A 15,704-nucleotide genomic window follows, 5' to 3' on the forward strand; every position below is an offset into this window, starting at 1 on the left:
ACTCAGCTTTGGAAGCTAATCATTTACGTTCCAGGTTTCTTAAAAAGAACTGGTGCTTCTGGGGCTAAAAAAATCGGATAATTTGACTGATTATCATCAACTTGTAACTGGATATCCGATGCTAGAGACGACCTTAGAAATGTGTCAATAGAAATTCCCCAGTTGTTTCCCAAATCTTGAGTAAGTGAGGGACATTTTTTAAAGTTATACAAGCTTTTTTCTCGTCCTGGCTTACCATGAATAGCTATAACTCGACTGCGATCATCAAACACAGGACTACCACTCATTCCGATGACTGTTGGATTGGTATATTCCACCGAATAACCTTCATCATCACCTTTGGATAATTTGGATATTTTTCCAGCATTAAACACATATCTTTGGGATGGCAAACAATCAATCCATCCAGAAATATAGACAGGCATATCTTGAGCAGTTTTGGTGCTAAGTTTAGCAACTGGGTAATTTTGCTGACTATTAAACTCTACTATTGCTAAATCCAATGTCGAATCTTTTCGCACTTTCTTATAGTCAATTTGATAGGTTTTCCCGTCATAGGTTTTAATTTGGTATGGATCTTCAATTGGGCCAGGTGGAATACCAACTACATGATTAGCTGTAAGAACATAGTATGTGTTCCCATTTCTACTAATAATAACTCCGTTACCAAACCCTTTGCCGCTAATAAGCACTGTCGTTTGTTGAGCTATTTCTTTGATTTTAGTTTGTGCGTTATCCGTATTTTGTCTAGTTTCTTCCCTGCAAATATCCTCAGCAATAACACGGTTACTTGCTATCGTGTCAGCAATATTAACATAAATAGGACAAGAACTTTCCCTCCGAGCAGGACTTGCAAAGTTGTTATTATTGAGTTGAAACAAATCTTCCAAGGTTGCTTTGGCATCCTGTCCTGGCTTGAGGGTATAAAGCACATCAATGCAACCATTTCCCTTCTCATCTGTAACACAAATAACAGGTTGTTTAGACATAATTCCATTAGTTATGTATAAAAGTCCTTGTGTAAAATATTTATTCATTTTTTCAGTAACTTCTTCACAACGTTTTTGAGGAGTGTAGCCGCTAGAGGAGAAATCAGTAGAAACCCACCGAATAAATTGCCTTTTACCTTGGTTAGTTTTCACAACTGTTGTTGGTACACCAGTCACTATTTCACAAGTAAAACTAACTTGTGATGAAGTATTAGTAATATTCTCTGCCTTTTTGGATGAATCAGTATTAGATTTAGATATAGATAAACTGGAGCTAGGCATCAAATAAGAATAGATTCCCCATCCTGCAAGCGCAAGAAGAGTTACCACACTACTCAAAAGCAAGCCTTTGTTTTGGATAAACTTCTTATTTAAGGGTGATTTTGCTTCTGGTGAATTAGCATTGCTACCATGTTGTAACTCTTGCCAAGTTACAGACTTAGTGGTTGGATTATGGCAAATCACAGGCAACCAACTAGCACAGGGATACTTATCCTCTAAAAGGATCAACCTTTTTCGTGCTTCTTGCACCGAGGCATACAAAGACTTACCGCTGGAAAATTCCTTCAGGAAGTGCTTCAAAAACGCTTGTGCAACCACATCTGGCACTGGTTCCCTCATAATTATTAGTTGGGGAATATGCAATTTTTCTAGATCGGGAACTAATCCCAAACCATCGCAGGAATTGAAAATTGCTAGCTTCAGACCTCGTTGCATAGGTTTTTCCAGCAACATCTTTAATGTTTGACTTGTTAAATTTAGGTTTTCATTGATATGTAGCTGACCATTTTGACTATTATTTTGGCTCTGACTGTGCCCAGCAAAAAATAGAATGTCCCATCCTCTTTCATCATCCAAGAGATTTTCTTGAAGTTTTTCCATTTTAGGCTCTTGAAGAACTTCTATTTCCGCTTTTTTTAAAGAATCTCCTAACAGTTTACCGTCCGAGTTAATATCAATGTCTGTACTTTTTCCTAAAATAACTAATATTCTAGGTTTTTCTCTTTTAGCTATGGTTGTTATGGGTTGCTTATTATTATTAGTACTCAAAGCCACTTCAATTTGGGAGTATTTTTCAAATAAATCCCAGATATGCCAAGGTAGTTTCCGCATCTGAATATCTGCGGCTTGAATAATTACCTTTATTTCCTCCGATTGATTTAAATTATGTAGTAAATTTTCCTTTACAGGACGGAAATCTGAGGAGTTGAGCCACTTATTCATACCATCGCTCAACTCCTTGATGCAATTTTTGAGTTTGATATTGGGATCGCCGCTAATCGCTTGCATAAAGCGAAGTTGTGGACGACGAATTGGCCAGTCAATTTTATTCTGATAAGCTGACTGCCAATGTTTATATAGTTTCAAAATTTGTTCGCATGGTGGTAATTTACCTGTAGATTCTATCAAGGGAACAATATCCCCATCTGACCGAATTTCCAAACTAACGGAAAAGCCCTTTTTTATGTCACCATCCACCAGCTTCAAAATAACTAATTTACCCATCGCTATTCTCCCATAAATATCGATTTATTTAAACATCAAAATATTGCATGAAATTTACATTATCAAGCTCCGCTTTGACGCTAAATCGATCTCCCAAATTGCAAATTAATTCTGATGTTATAGAGGATGTATCTGTTGTCTCTATTTGCGTTGAGGAGATTATTGTTTGGTCTTCATCTAACAAACTCAATGTTAAATTCATGGGTAAGTAAGTACGATCTATTTCTGGGTACAATCTAACTCCAATAATTATTTGATTTTCTGGTTTTACCACACTAATAACTAAAAAGAATGTGGAATGTGAACCCAAGCTAATATGTTTAGCACGAATTACAGGCATAAACCTGGGATTAGGAATCATATCGCGGCCAAAAATATCTTCAAATGTCTGCCACCCAGCTTGGATTGCCTCAATAAAGTTATCCTGTAACCAGTTAGTCAAATTCACTCGTAATACTCCTACATCCAGAATAGCAATTCCTTCTAGAGCGGTAAGTTGTCCAGATTGGTACAGATTCATAATTCGCTGAAACAGTTCTGGGGAACTTTCCAAAACTAACACCACACTACCGCTCTCTATTTTCTTTAAAATTATCGAGCCTTCTCCCAGTTCTTGTAGGGTTTTAAGAATTGTCTGTAATTTCTGGTTGTCAATGTCACCAAGGTTAGCATTCAACTTAAGTTCCCACACTTTACTTTTAGATACCTGAGATTCTTTGGCAGGCTGGTATTTTGCAGACTCAGATAGAATAATTTGCTGCAACTTGGGAAGCTTTCCCGTACCACTGCCAGTAATATTAAAGGTTTCATAAATGTTAGCAAGTCTTTTACGCACAGCTTCGGGAGTAATTGTTAGCATATCTGCGATCTCTGCAATTGGTTTGCCATCCATCGCCAGAGATAATACTTCTATTTCTTTATTAGAAAGACCTCGTTTGCTAGCTATAATTCTCAGAGACTCTTGTGGAATTAGCATATTTACTGCCATGACCTTACCGAAACTACTATTTGGGATTACATCTATGTTATCTCAAAACCCGGTCATTACTGCTAATTTAGGTACTTTTTCTCTGGACAGGAGTACATCGGCATAGTGTAAGGTACTATATTATACTTATGTGATTTAATTTTATACTTAAATTGACCTCTAATTCAGCCCTTGGCTCAAGCTAGGGGGTATGGTCACAAATAGCTAGATGGCTGGAACAGTATTCTCTATCTTCCTTGTCCTGTGTATGGATATGACCGATACCCAGCTTGCGGCGACTTTGAGAGAAGCTAATATGTGGGCTTGTTTAGTGAATTAATTTACCAAAATTTACCTTTAAGTTTCGTAAAAAGCCAATTAACTGTAAAAAATTGTGCTAATTTAGTAATGAGGCATAAAAAGCCCTCACTTGGGTTAGCCCCAAGCAAGAGCTAAATTTATTCATTCAGCCAATGATTTTACCATCAGAAGCTACCGTTTCAAATTCCCCCAATGGGAATAACGGCAAAGAGCCGCAGCAGCAAGCGAGTTCGCTTTATGCAATAGAAGCGCTTGCCAAAGAAAACGCAGAACTGACGAGTCGGATCGAAAGCGTAGAAAGTATAATCCAAGCTTTACTCCAAGAACCTGCGCCTCCTGCTGGTTCTTCTGGAACTCTCACCAAAGAAAAGCTGGCGATCGCACCTGCTACGATCTCGCCTCCGCGTTCCTGCGCTCACGACATTTTTCTAGTTTCTCGCCAGGGAATAATCGCCGTAGAAAAATGGCATCGAGGATCGTCGCAAGACTATCAAGACTTTTTCAGAGCCACCATTTATCCAAATGAGGCATCTGTATTGATTCCTGCGGGTTGGTACTACCAGGTTAGCAATCCTAATGGCGAAACTAGCGCCACTTTGGAAGTATACCACTTTTGGAATGGTTAATTAATCTGCACTTTCGTTCCCAGGTTTAACCTGGGAACGATCGAGCGAATAAAAAATATTTTCTAGGACTTATGGACAGAAAAAACACTCAGACGACTCATAATTCTCGCAAATTATGGGCTTGTGGAATTGGATCTATTGCTGTTTCGGCTTTGTTAATTCCTCCCATAATGGAACTAAGCACACCATCAGTGTATAGCGCTGTCGCCAGTGACTACTCACTATCAGCAACTCCTTTTGCATCTGAACGTCAACAGACGTGCAAAGCGGTGTACAGCCACTTAAAGACTGGTGACGGATCGGCTGCCATTGCTTTTGCCGATCGAGCCGAGATAACATTCAATCATAACTTTGTCTGGAACAAACTAGAACTAGCAGCACAGTGCCGAAACCCAGATTTAAAAAAATACGGTATTGGGAAAGACCCTGGTACATCTGTCACATTAGCATTGACAGAACTAAAAAATTTGCAAGAACGAAGCAAACGGGATCAAGATTCCAGAGGATTCGCTGGCGTAGTCTTTGTCCAAGAAGCAGAAAATGGCCCCAATCAACCAAAGCTGGATTTCGATGAGATTAAAACTTTAATTCAGGAAATCAATAAAAATCGTGGAGTAGTAGCCATTATTGGCCCCACAGGAATTTTGAAAGAGCAACTGAAAAATCATCTTAAAGATGAAAAAGCAGAAGTGTGTTCTTTTGCAGAGATTAACTACTGCGTTGATTGGAGTTTTCAGTTAGCTCGAAAGCTCTGAATCAACCCGCTTTACTGAGTATTTCCATTAACTTATTTTGGAGAAGCAATTGTATGGAATGGCCAGAATATGCAAATGAATTTCTGAATATATCGCAAGAGAATTTGATGAATTTCGATGATGGAACTCGTACCGAAGCTACAACTTTAGTAAGAGACTTAGGGATACTCGATATCTCTAAAAGACGGCATAAAAAGCAAAAACATCTCGCTAATTGGAATTTTTCCCGCACCAATGAACTCAATATAAAATTGGCTGTTAGCGTTGCTATTGGCAGCTTGTTAGGTAACGCCTTTGCACTACAAGCCGCCAAGCTTGGCCCTTGGGCACCAATTGCTAGTTATATCGGAGGAATTGCGCTTAATTTTGGTTTAGATCACCTCGCAACTGAGCAGTTTAGCCTGCTACGTCGTAAACAAAACTTGAATGATATCTACGGTATGATTAACAGATTGCAATCACAAGATCGGCGATCTAATGAGTTTGTAGATGCCTATTATGACGCTCAGAAGCTATGGGTTCAGCAAGTTGAAGGAAATCACTTTACCTCTCTTAAGATAATTTATTTACTGCTATTGGTAATAGGTTTGTTAATGGAGTTTTTAGCTTCATTCGTATTATCTCAAACTCTCACAACAGGCGAAGATTTTCTAGCAAAGATTGTCGGGGCAGCTATGCCACCCTTGTTAGTGTTGTTAGCTTCTGTACTCCAAAGCGCTCTAATTGACCAATCAAAAGATGCAGCTGAAGCAGTGGAGCAATATGAAGATATGCTAGCTCAACTGGGAGCAATTGAAATAGAAAATTCAAAATTTCGTCGAGAGGAAAGTGAAGATGAATCTTGAAGATAAAAATAGGAAAGCTGCTCGCGTTAAGCACCTGAGCGATGGTTACACAGGAAATCCAAGTATGCAAGCTGCTACTCCGCAAATAGCTATGTTGGAGTATAACTTGAAAGAAGCTAAACAGCGGAAAAAGCAAAAAGAGCAAGAGCGAGATGAAGCTATCAAAAAGCTAGTAGCTAGCAAAAAATCTGACCTTGAAAATTTACCAAATCAGTTTCCTAAAAACCCATATTTGGAGAACCTGCTTAGTGAAAAAAGGAAGTTTCCAGCCCAAATTCAACGCGATCGCGCTGAATTCGATCGACGAAAAAACGAATGGATAGAGGACGAAATGCCCAAGCGCGAAGCTTGGTGGGCAGAACAATTGAAGACACTTGGTTGGAAGTATCACACTGAAATTGAGCAACTACAAAAGGATATTTCGATGTATGAACAAAAGGTAGCGATTGCTAATAAGCAGTGGTTAGAAGGAGACTATAATATATACGATCGCAAAGGATTGAACGATGGACGTAACTGATTGATGCTTAATCTGAGTTTATTAGGGTGCGTTATCTTAGCTGTAACACACCCTCTCGCCCTGATTATTTATAAGGTCTGATGTACAACTAAAAAGTGAGATAAATCATGGTTGAAACAATCCAATCTCAAGATATTACTCTTGACCAATTAATTGAAAACTTCGCTCTAGAACGCACTAACGACGATCGATTTTTTCCAGAATGGCAAGATGATTTACCGGAACTCACGGATTTGGAAAAGCAAACCCTAGATGAAGTAAAAGCGGACTATCTGCATTTGTCTCGTTATACCATTCTAGAACCGATCGTCAAAATGGTGGTGTTAGGGCCATTGTTGAGATTGGCGGGTTTTTATCGTCCGCCATTTTATATTACTGCCGAAAAGTCGGTGAAAATTTCATCGGAGGATGATGGTACTATTGTAAATGGACGCCTTGACCTCTTAGTTTTTAAGCCTTCTTTTTGGGTACTCGCTATTGAAGCCAAAAGCGTAAAATATTCGGTGGAAGCTGGTATACCGCAAGCTTTGGCTTATATGTTGGGTAATCCCAATTCTGAAAAACCTGCCTTTGGTTTTGTGAGTAATGGCCCGGAGTTTAAATTTCTGAAACTGACGAAACAAGGTAAGCCCAAATATGCTGAATCTTATCCCTTTGCACTTCAACGGGGGGATGATTTGTATACTGTTGTGAGCGTGTTAAAACGCCTCGCTCAATTACTTGGCGAATAACTAAAATATTTTCTAGGGTGCGTCAGGCTCGATCGATTGGCTATAGAACTACAAGAGGCTGAAGAAACCGGGTTTCTGTCAACTATTTTAACCTCAAAACCTAGATTTTTCGCTTAGAAACCCGGTTTCCGACCGTTACCAATCATCATCTCTTCGAGGAGGTCTGCGCGATCGATTCGCACCATATCCCGGATCTCGTTCGTAACGCTTTTTCTTTTTCCGCCTGTCCCCTTCCGAGGCATTTCCTAATTGGCGGCTAATATCGGCAAACAAATCTCGTCGTAAGTAAGGATAGTCACTCACCCATAAATTAAGTTCGGGAAGATAAATATCGGAAACTTTGGCAATGCGACTCATATCCGGTCGTTCGGACATTACCAACATTTCCGCCCATTCTCCTCGCACGATCGCTTGATGAGAACGCTTTAGGGGAACTTGCAATTGAGTCAAAAACCCATTCTCATCTCCTACTTCTAAATTAAGTCGGCGTTCGCGGTTTTCTACAATCACTAACTCGCCACGTTTGTTCACATTTTCCTGCGCTTTACCCACCAATTCTTCGCTGATATAAACATCTAGCACTTGACCGCGCCAAAAGCCACTGTATCGATAGCGGCGACATTCTAAATTACGCAAACTCGCCCAAAAAATTGGCCCCCACAACCAGTAGAAACCAGTGACTGTTCCGATTAAAACGAATAGCCATGCAAAATCTTGTAAAGACTGTTCGATCAAAAATAGTATAGCTACACTTACCAAAGAAATTAACACTCGGAATAAGAAGTTGGGAATTTTACCCCAGCAATATTTGTACTGTGCGGCTGTAGCAATGATAGGGATGAGTTGTTCAAATTTTGCGCGGGTTAATGGAACTAGCATATGGATTTTGGATTTTAGATTTTAGATTTTGGATTGAATGGGAGATGGGAAATGGGCGATCGCGTTTTCTTTATGAGAATGACCCATGCCCCATGCCCCATTCTCCTACAAAATCTTCTCTAAACCATATACTAACGATTTCAGCTGCGTTACTTTGCGGATCGATAGCAGAACTCCTGGCATATAGCAAGCTCGATCGCTCGTATCGTGGCGCAGGGTGTAGATTTGACCGGGAGCGCCAAACATCACCTCTTGGTGGGCAATCAGACCCGGTAAGCGGACACTGTGAATGCGAATGCCTTCATTGGCGACGCTACCTCTCGCACCCGCTAACTTTTCCTCTTCTGCCACAGAGGGGGGGTTGAAACTTTTTCCTATTTCTGCTAGCATTTGCGCGGTTTGAATAGCCGTACCGCTGGGGGCGTCGGCTTTTTGATTGTGGTGAAGTTCGATAATTTCTACGTGGTCGAAGTATTTCGATGCCTGAATAGCTGCTTGCTGAAGCAAAACCATGCCGATCGAAAAATTGGGAATAATTAGGCAACCTGTACTTGCTTTTTCCGCAAACTCCGCCAAATCTTGAATTTGCTGCGGACTCAAGCCGGTAGTGCCGACAACGGGACGCACACCGTAGGCGATCGCAGACCGCACAGAATCATATACCGTTTTGGGATGGGTGAAATCTACCATAACACCCAGCACTTTTTCCTGGGCAGCCATCGCCAACATCGGTTCAAATTGATTCGTGATGGGAACTTCCAACGGGCCACATCCAGCCACCTCCCCAGCATCTTTGTTTAATAATTCGGGATTGAGATCGATCGCACCCAGTAGAGTCATGTCAGGTGCGCCAGCAATCGCTTTGATAACCTCGCGGCCCATTTTGCCACCAGCACCGTTAACCACAACTGGAATAGGAGATTGATTGGCCATGAAAAATACCGATTTTAGATTTGAGATTTTAGATTTTAGGTTAAATTGGCAATCGGGCAAACGATTTTAAATTTTAGATTTTAGATTTACTTTCTTCCCGCCGTAAGAGGATCGATCGCAAGTTACCTGTGTTTCTGTTCTGCCCCACTCCAGGTCTCCCCCTCAATACCATACATATTCTTTGAGCGGAAAGAGAGTAATTTACCATCGGGCAGAAGACATCAGGTCTTACTCCCCTCCCCGTGGACGGGGAGGGGATGGGGGTGGGGTTCCATCTCTCCTCAATCGCCGGTCGGATTCTCCCCTGAGTTTCCATCTTCCGGGTTAAACGGACTTTCGCCAATGCCAAGCTGCTTTTTACTCCGTTTTAGCTGTTTCCAGAGCTTCTTAATTTGTTTGTAAGCTTCATCTGGAGGGAGCTTTCCACCAGTTTCTAACGAGCAAACGAAATTAACGCGCTGGGCAAATTCTTGCAAATTGGCGTTAAAAACCAAGTTTTCTGGTTTGACTTGACCGTAGTAGCGACTGCGCGGGTAGAAAAAATTGGAGCGATCGTTCATGGCTCCCTCCATTATGTTATCTAGCAATTAAACATTCTTCAGTTATAGACGCTCTCAGTCCGGATTAGTATCTGCTAATACGCAGATACGCAATCGCGTCTCGGTTGCCAAAAATTTCCTTTAGCTTTCTCTACCAGCCCCAAGTTCCCGGCCCACCTTTGAACGGCCCTACAATATCGCTGGTGATCCAGCCGCCGTAGAAATCACCTGGCTGCGGCTGCACCCTCTCACCATTAACATAACAACCTTCCATCAAATTGGCATAAAAAGCTACATAATCTTTAATCGAGACAAAGGCGGGAGTGGGAGCCGTATAAAACCAAGCAGCATTTCGCGCTTGCTTGTTACCGACAATTACACTGTAGAAATGCGCTTGACCTTTCCATTCGCAAAAGGTAACGCGGTTTTCGCGCACTAGATATTCCATTTTTATATCATCTGTTGGGATGTAGTAATTGGGTGGATGACTCGTTTCTAACACCCGCTTAGCTCGATAGGTATCTGCAATTACGATACCGTTAAACACAACCAGGATGTGTTTGGGAGTGTCTTCTAAACGAGGCGGACGGGGGTAGTCCCAAACAGATTCTTTACCTGGCCCAGGTTCGATGCGCTGAATCATATCGATTTTGGATTTTAGATCTTTAAAGTTAAGGTAGCTTCTTTCCAAGGAAATTGGTAAGTTCTTCACGTAACCATTCTTTCTCTGATTGGGCTAACCAAGATCCGAAACGATGGGTGCGTACTCCTTCGACGATCGTACACGCCATGACTGGTTTGTTGTTGACCTCGAAATTACTGCACAAGTCTACTCGATCGATATCTTCTGTCTGTCCCTTAACCTCATGACGAAAACCGAATAACTTCCGCTGCAACCGAAAATTCTGCCGATCGATCTCCAAGCGCGTGCGACCTGCTACACTAAATAAAACTCCTCCCAACATTCCTAAGCCGACTATCCAAAAAGGAATCGAAAGTAAGGGAAAAAAGAGATAAGCACCGACTGCGATCGCTCCAGCTGTCCAGAAAAATAAAAATCCACTCCAAATCAGCGCAAAACCCAACCAAGAAATGTTTTGAAATTGCCACCCAGATGGAGGAATTTCCACGACAAGTCGCTGGCCTGTATTTTGCAAAACGATGCGACTGCCCGCAGGTTTGCGCCGCTTTTGTACAGTAATTGTATGTTCGCCGCGCAAGTTTGCCAAGGCATCTTTTGCAGAGGAAAATCTATCTTCCGGTATCGGTTCGAGCATTGTTTCTAACCAGTCGGCAAATTCATCTGAGATTTCCACTTGCGAGCGAAAGTCTATTTTGAGGCGATGTTGCGGCAGATCGGCGGTCGATCGATGTGTCAGTAAGAACAGCAATGTGGCTCCCAACCCGTACAAATCCGTTGAAGGGTAAGCTTGTCCGCGAAATTGCTCAGGAGCCATGTAGCCGTAAGTACCGATAACTGTGCTTCCTCCCGTCATCGTTTGCCGATAGGTGTCTTGCACCGCACCGAAATCGACGAGAAAAATTTGTCCATCTTCCCTTTGGATGATATTTTGCGGTTTGATATCTCGGTGGATAACGGGTGGGGCAAATTCTTGTAGATAAGTGAGAGTTTCCAAAACTTGCACCGCCAAACGTCGTACTTCCGATTCCTTACCGCGCCAACCGCTTTCGACTAACGATGAAAGCGATCGCCCTTCTGCCAATTCCTGAACCAGGTAAAATCGGCGATCTTCAGGCGTATCGACTTGAAAATAATCTAAATACCGAGGTATGCTGGGATGATTGAGATGGGATAAGATTTTTGCCTCTCTTTCAAATAATTCTAGCACTTTCCACTGACTTACCCGCCGCAACGACAGTTCTTTGAGTGCCACTCGTTGATTGTTGTGCAAATCGATCGCTTCGTAAGTGATCCCAATGCCACCCTGACCCAATGTATCCACAATTTGATACCGTTGGGCGATCGCATCTCCTGGTTGGTGCAGCAGTTCCATAAAGAGAGGGACTAGAAAGTCAAAAGTCAAAAGTCAAAAGTCAAAAGTTGTAGGTTGGGTTGAGGGACGAAACCCAAGCACTTAGTCTCACTTTTAGTCTAAAGGTTTTTTCGGGTCAAATATGCCGTTGTAGTAGCACAGCTAATTAAAATTTTGGTAAGCTCGACTCACTTGAGTATACTGTGCTACTACAAAATGCTCATTTTGAGCATTAGCATAATTATTCCGAAAGTTCTCAATAGACCTCTCCACAAATTCTTGTGGGGTAGGCATCCTGCCTGCCGAGAGAGATGCTTTTCTGGAGATGTCTAAAATATCAGTCTGAACAGGTTTTCACGAATCATTTAAGATTTAGGCTGATGGCGGTAAATTTGGTTTGCGATCGCCCATATGAGACTTATATTTTTTTAATCGGTAAATACCATATCCAGCACCACCTATTAAAAGTATATATGGGCTAAAGGCAAATAGCCATATACTGAAACTCAGTAATCCGTAGCTAACTTCACTGAGGGAATGAGTTGCTTGTCCCCAAGTTTCTTGTACTCGCAAACCCAAGGGAGTTCCTGCTGGCGGTGCGGCTGGAACAGTTGCCTCTAAATTTAAGGTTATTGTCGAATAAGCTACTTGATTTTGCAAATTTTTCAATTGTGCTGAAATGCGTTCGATCGACTCTCGGATGTTACTGAGTTGTTGCGTAACTTGCAACACATCTCGAATCGAACCGGAACGTTCCAAAATTTTCAATACTGCTTCTTCCGATTTCCGCAAATTCTTCAACCGCGCTTGAAAATCTACTAATTGATCCGATACATCTTCTGCGGTGAGAGAACGGCTTTGCACATTTCCGAGTTTCGCTAAACTATCGAGAGATGTTTCCAACTTTGACGACGGTACGCGAATTTGCATGGAAGCAGTTGCACGACTGCTAGGGTCGGTAGGTTTGCTATCTTGGAAACCGATGATATCGCCTTGTTGTTTTCTAACGATATTGGAAACATCCCGCATACTCTTGTCAATTGATTGGACAACAAGAGTTAATTCAGCCCTTTTAATTAATTGCGGGAGAGAACGCCTTGCAGGTGTGGCGGCGGCAAAACTTTCTTCTCTTGTTGCTACAACATCTGCTGATGGCGCTGGTTGCATTGCTGGTACTGCTGCCATTTTTGCATTTTGCATTGGTGCTTGTGTTTTTTCTTGTTGCATTAAAGCACCGCTAGTGGCATTGTAGCCGGCGCTACAACTCGGTAAGGCGATCGCAGATAGCATCCCAACTAGCAAAAGTTTTGTAAAGCGATCGCACTTGGCCGGATGCGATTTTAATTGAGTTTGCATATAATATTTTCCTTGGGGAAACCAGAAACATGAGTTTGTAGGTTAGCAATAATCTAACCTCATTTGGCTTGGGTATGTTAGCCGTTACAAAAATTGTAATGCTGGGGAAGCCGAAAGCCTTGCAGATGAGGCAATCTAGGGGACATCAGACGAGGTTACCGATCGCATAAGGGTTCTGCTCTGACGCACGCTAATATAATATGCCAAATGCGTTAACATCCAACCAAAATGAAACATGGTAAAATTTTCTAGTAAAATTTTCGGCTCTCCCGTTGTTGTGGTGATAATAAAAACTTATTTAATCGTAGGGTGGGTTAGGCAGGGGCGATAATTTCAACACTTTCGATCGATAGTTAAGTTCCCGTGCCGTAACCCACCATCCCAGCTATCTGTAACATATACAAACATTTTACACCATCAACCTTCTAGACCCATTTTCCTCGTGTTTCAATGCGTTGCATCAGAGTTTTTAGGGTAGTTAAATATGTAACAGCTTATTATTTATCGTCTATAATATAGTCAAAACTCTGTCAGCCATAATATGCAAATCATCCTACCACCTGAAGTTGAAGCCCTTGTGCAGCGTCAACTGGCTCTCCCGTACTTAGGTTGATAAAATTTACTAATATCTAAGAGAAAGAAGCTAGTAATCGAGAGCGCTCTCTTCTCAAAATTAGTTATGCCATAACCTAATCGCATAATTAACTTAATTTTATTGTTAATACCCTCCATGACACCGCTAGTTGTGCGGTTAATAAAGTAATTACAAATTTCTGCTAAGTGTGAGCGAATTGTCCGAGCAGCTTTGCCATAAAAAACTTGAGCATAAGCTAACCACTGGGACATTCTTGGTAAGCCAGATTCTACAGTTTCACACTTTTCATAAATATCCCGAAATTCTTCTTTCATTTGATATGCAATTTTTAAACAAGGTGACTGATTTAAAATTTCTGCTAGAGCTAATTGTTCAGCTTATGTTAAATTTTGAGAATTTTTTAAGAGTAAATATCTACAAGCTATTGACAGCAATTTTAGTTTAGCTTAGGATGTAGCAACAAGCCACAAACAGAATTGGGAGGTGATTTAATTGGCGCGGAGTACGGCGACAGTGTTCATTACCGAAATACCTTTGATAGTAGACAGTAAGCAAGAATCAGAATTATTGTCCCGTTTTCAAGCAGCGAGGCAACTTTACAATGCTTGTCTAAACGAAGCAATAGCAAGGATGAACCTAGTTCGCAACTCCGAGATTTATCAATCAGCAAGAATTATACCCAAAGTCCAAAAGAAAAAGCGAAGTGAGGTTTTCAATGCTGCGCGTAAAAACGTAAGGTATTCAGATTATGACATCCAGGCTTACGCCACAATTGTCAGTAACAAATCAAAATGGATAGCCGATAAGATTGACTCCAATACCCAACAAACATTAGCCACTCGCGCTTTCAGGGCAAGTGAGAAAGTTTTATTCGGAGCGGCTAAAAAAGTTCGTTACAAAGTCCCAAACAGATTTAGAAGTGTTGAGGGGAAAACCAACAAACAAGGGATTAGATGGAAAGATAACCAGTTAGTTTGGAGTAAGTTAAAATTAACGCCAATTATTGATGATAGGAATCCTGTCATTCAACATGGATTAAAATCGCCAGTTAAATACGTTCGTCTGTTATGGCGCGAACTTAACGGTAGGCGGCGTTGGTACGTCCAATTAATTAACGAAGGAATCCCGTACCAGCAAGAGAAAAACTATGCCGCCGATGGCGTTGTTGGCATAGATTTAAATATTTCTAACATTGCCTTTGTGGGGGACAAACAAGCTGGATTATTACCTTTCGCCAACCAATCTCCCAGATATGAACGAGAAATCAAAGCATTGCAACAAGCGATGCAACGTTCACAACGAAATTCTAATCCAGAAAATTATGAACCTGACTTTCAAGCCCAGGTAGGACGTAAAGTTTTCACAAAGAAGGGTAAAGCTAAGAAGGGTAAGCAACGATGGAACAAATCTAAAGCTTACCTCAAAGCTGCTGCTAAAAAACGCACATTAGAGCGGAAAAAAGCTGCTTACTCTAAATCCCAGAATCGAAAGATTGTTAATGAGATTCTGAGACATGGGAAACATATAAAAACTGAGAATGTCTCAATTAAAGGTTGGCAGAAACGATATGGTAAAGCGATTTCTGCTAAGTCCCCAGGTTTTATCCAATCGGAATTGAAGCGCAAGGCTGAAAGTGCTGGCGGTTCATTCACTAAGTTTTCTACTCAGAAAACTGCTTTGTCTCAAACTCATTTAAGTGGGAATCGCATCAAAAAATCCCTCTCAGAACGGGTTCATTTTGACGAGACAGGCGTGGTTATGCACCGAGATCTTTTTAGTGCTTACCTGAGTAGATATATTAATGACGAAGATAACCTTCTATTGCATCTTGCTCAAAATGAGTGGGAAAGGTCGGAGCCAATCTTAATGCAGGCATGGAAGGACTTTCAAATAAACTGCGAACAATTAGGCGCGTCCGAAAGTAGGCTGAGTCGTTCACCCTCTGAGCAGTTCTGTATGAAGCTAGGAACGGTTAACCAGATAGCTATTAAAGAGCGAAAAGTTAACTCTAATTCTTAGCCTGAATCCCCGCTGATTTATCGCGGGGAGTGGCTCAAATAATTCTTATAATTCTTCAGTCCACTTCAGTGGACTTTCGCTATTAGCCTGGGGTTTGAACCCCAGGCGGGTGATGTCGTTAATGCAAGA

The 15,704-nt window shown here is 41.4% G+C and carries 14 protein-coding genes and 1 pseudogene; 6 read left to right on the top strand and 9 right to left on the bottom strand.

Features of this window, described 5'->3' with window-relative positions; translation table 11 throughout:
* Nucleotides 1-23 precede the first annotated feature (23 nt).
* The gene (locus ACE1CD_RS05435; protein ID WP_374822162.1) at nt 24-2,495 is read right to left on the bottom strand and encodes a COP23 domain-containing protein; all 2,472 of its coding nucleotides are present in this window, start codon (nt 2,493-2,495) and stop codon (nt 24-26) included.
* A gap of 28 nt (nt 2,496-2,523) precedes the next feature.
* Nucleotides 2,524-3,471: a DUF1822 family protein gene (locus tag ACE1CD_RS05440; RefSeq protein WP_374822163.1), complete on the bottom strand. Its 948-nt coding sequence runs from the start codon at nt 3,469-3,471 to the stop codon at nt 2,524-2,526.
* Between the two features lie 464 nt (nt 3,472-3,935).
* On the opposite strand from ACE1CD_RS05440, the gene ACE1CD_RS05445 reads away from it, so the two are divergent.
* The 5 genes from ACE1CD_RS05445 to ACE1CD_RS05465 all read left to right on the top strand — a co-directional run bounded on the left by ACE1CD_RS05445 (nt 3,936) and on the right by ACE1CD_RS05465 (nt 7,260).
* Nucleotides 3,936-4,409, top strand: a complete 474-nt coding sequence (locus tag ACE1CD_RS05445) for a hypothetical protein (RefSeq protein ID WP_374822166.1) — start codon at nt 3,936-3,938, stop codon at nt 4,407-4,409.
* Nucleotides 4,410-4,480: 71 nt separating this feature from the next.
* Entirely contained in the window at nt 4,481-5,164 is a 684-nt protein-coding gene (locus ACE1CD_RS05450) for a hypothetical protein (RefSeq protein WP_374822169.1), read from the top strand.
* Nucleotides 5,165-5,217: 53 nt separating this feature from the next.
* Nucleotides 5,218-6,009, top strand: a complete 792-nt coding sequence (locus ACE1CD_RS05455; protein ID WP_374822172.1) for a hypothetical protein — start codon at nt 5,218-5,220, stop codon at nt 6,007-6,009.
* The gene (locus ACE1CD_RS05460) at nt 5,999-6,529 is read left to right on the top strand and encodes a hypothetical protein (protein WP_374822175.1); all 531 of its coding nucleotides are present in this window, start codon (nt 5,999-6,001) and stop codon (nt 6,527-6,529) included. Before ACE1CD_RS05455 ends, ACE1CD_RS05460 begins: the two co-directional genes overlap by 11 nt.
* 107 nt (nt 6,530-6,636) lie before the next feature.
* Nucleotides 6,637-7,260 (top strand): type I restriction endonuclease, encoded by a 624-nt coding sequence (locus tag ACE1CD_RS05465; protein ID WP_374822178.1) that lies wholly within the window; start codon nt 6,637-6,639, stop codon nt 7,258-7,260.
* 135 nt (nt 7,261-7,395) lie between these two features.
* Here ACE1CD_RS05465 and ACE1CD_RS05470 read toward each other — a convergent pair whose 3' ends face one another.
* From ACE1CD_RS05470 to ACE1CD_RS05500, 7 genes and pseudogenes are all read right to left on the bottom strand, one after another.
* Nucleotides 7,396-8,139: a phosphate ABC transporter permease gene (locus tag ACE1CD_RS05470; RefSeq protein WP_374822181.1), complete on the bottom strand. Its 744-nt coding sequence runs from the start codon at nt 8,137-8,139 to the stop codon at nt 7,396-7,398.
* 105 nt (nt 8,140-8,244) lie between these two features.
* A complete protein-coding gene (gene dapB / locus ACE1CD_RS05475) occupies nt 8,245-9,072 on the bottom strand; it encodes a 4-hydroxy-tetrahydrodipicolinate reductase (protein ID WP_374822184.1) in 828 nt (275 codons plus the stop codon).
* 281 nt (nt 9,073-9,353) lie between these two features.
* Nucleotides 9,354-9,632: a hypothetical protein gene (locus tag ACE1CD_RS05480; protein ID WP_374798759.1), complete on the bottom strand. Its 279-nt coding sequence runs from the start codon at nt 9,630-9,632 to the stop codon at nt 9,354-9,356.
* A 130-nt stretch (nt 9,633-9,762) separates the two neighbouring features.
* Nucleotides 9,763-10,254, bottom strand: coding sequence for a DUF427 domain-containing protein (locus tag ACE1CD_RS05485; protein ID WP_374822187.1), 492 nt, complete (start codon nt 10,252-10,254; stop codon nt 9,763-9,765).
* A gap of 28 nt (nt 10,255-10,282) precedes the next feature.
* Complete coding sequence (locus ACE1CD_RS05490) at nt 10,283-11,656, bottom strand: serine/threonine protein kinase (RefSeq protein ID WP_374822190.1); 1,374 nt, start codon at nt 11,654-11,656, stop codon at nt 10,283-10,285.
* 321 nt (nt 11,657-11,977) lie between these two features.
* Nucleotides 11,978-12,961, bottom strand: coding sequence for a DUF4349 domain-containing protein (locus ACE1CD_RS05495; protein ID WP_374822192.1), 984 nt, complete (start codon nt 12,959-12,961; stop codon nt 11,978-11,980).
* 585 nt (nt 12,962-13,546) lie between these two features.
* Nucleotides 13,547-13,912, bottom strand: a pseudogene (locus tag ACE1CD_RS05500) (transposase); the annotation flags it as partial.
* Nucleotides 13,913-14,069: 157 nt separating this feature from the next.
* Between ACE1CD_RS05500 and ACE1CD_RS05505 the strand changes: the two are divergent.
* On the top strand, nt 14,070-15,575 hold the full coding sequence (locus ACE1CD_RS05505) for an RNA-guided endonuclease TnpB family protein (RefSeq protein WP_374822195.1): 1,506 nt from the start codon (nt 14,070-14,072) through the stop codon (nt 15,573-15,575).
* Nucleotides 15,576-15,704: the final 129 nt, after the last annotated feature.

Origin of the sequence: Aerosakkonema sp. BLCC-F183 (genome assembly GCF_041929145.1) — a bacterium.
Classification (GTDB): Bacteria; Cyanobacteriota; Cyanobacteriia; order Cyanobacteriales; family Aerosakkonemataceae; genus Aerosakkonema.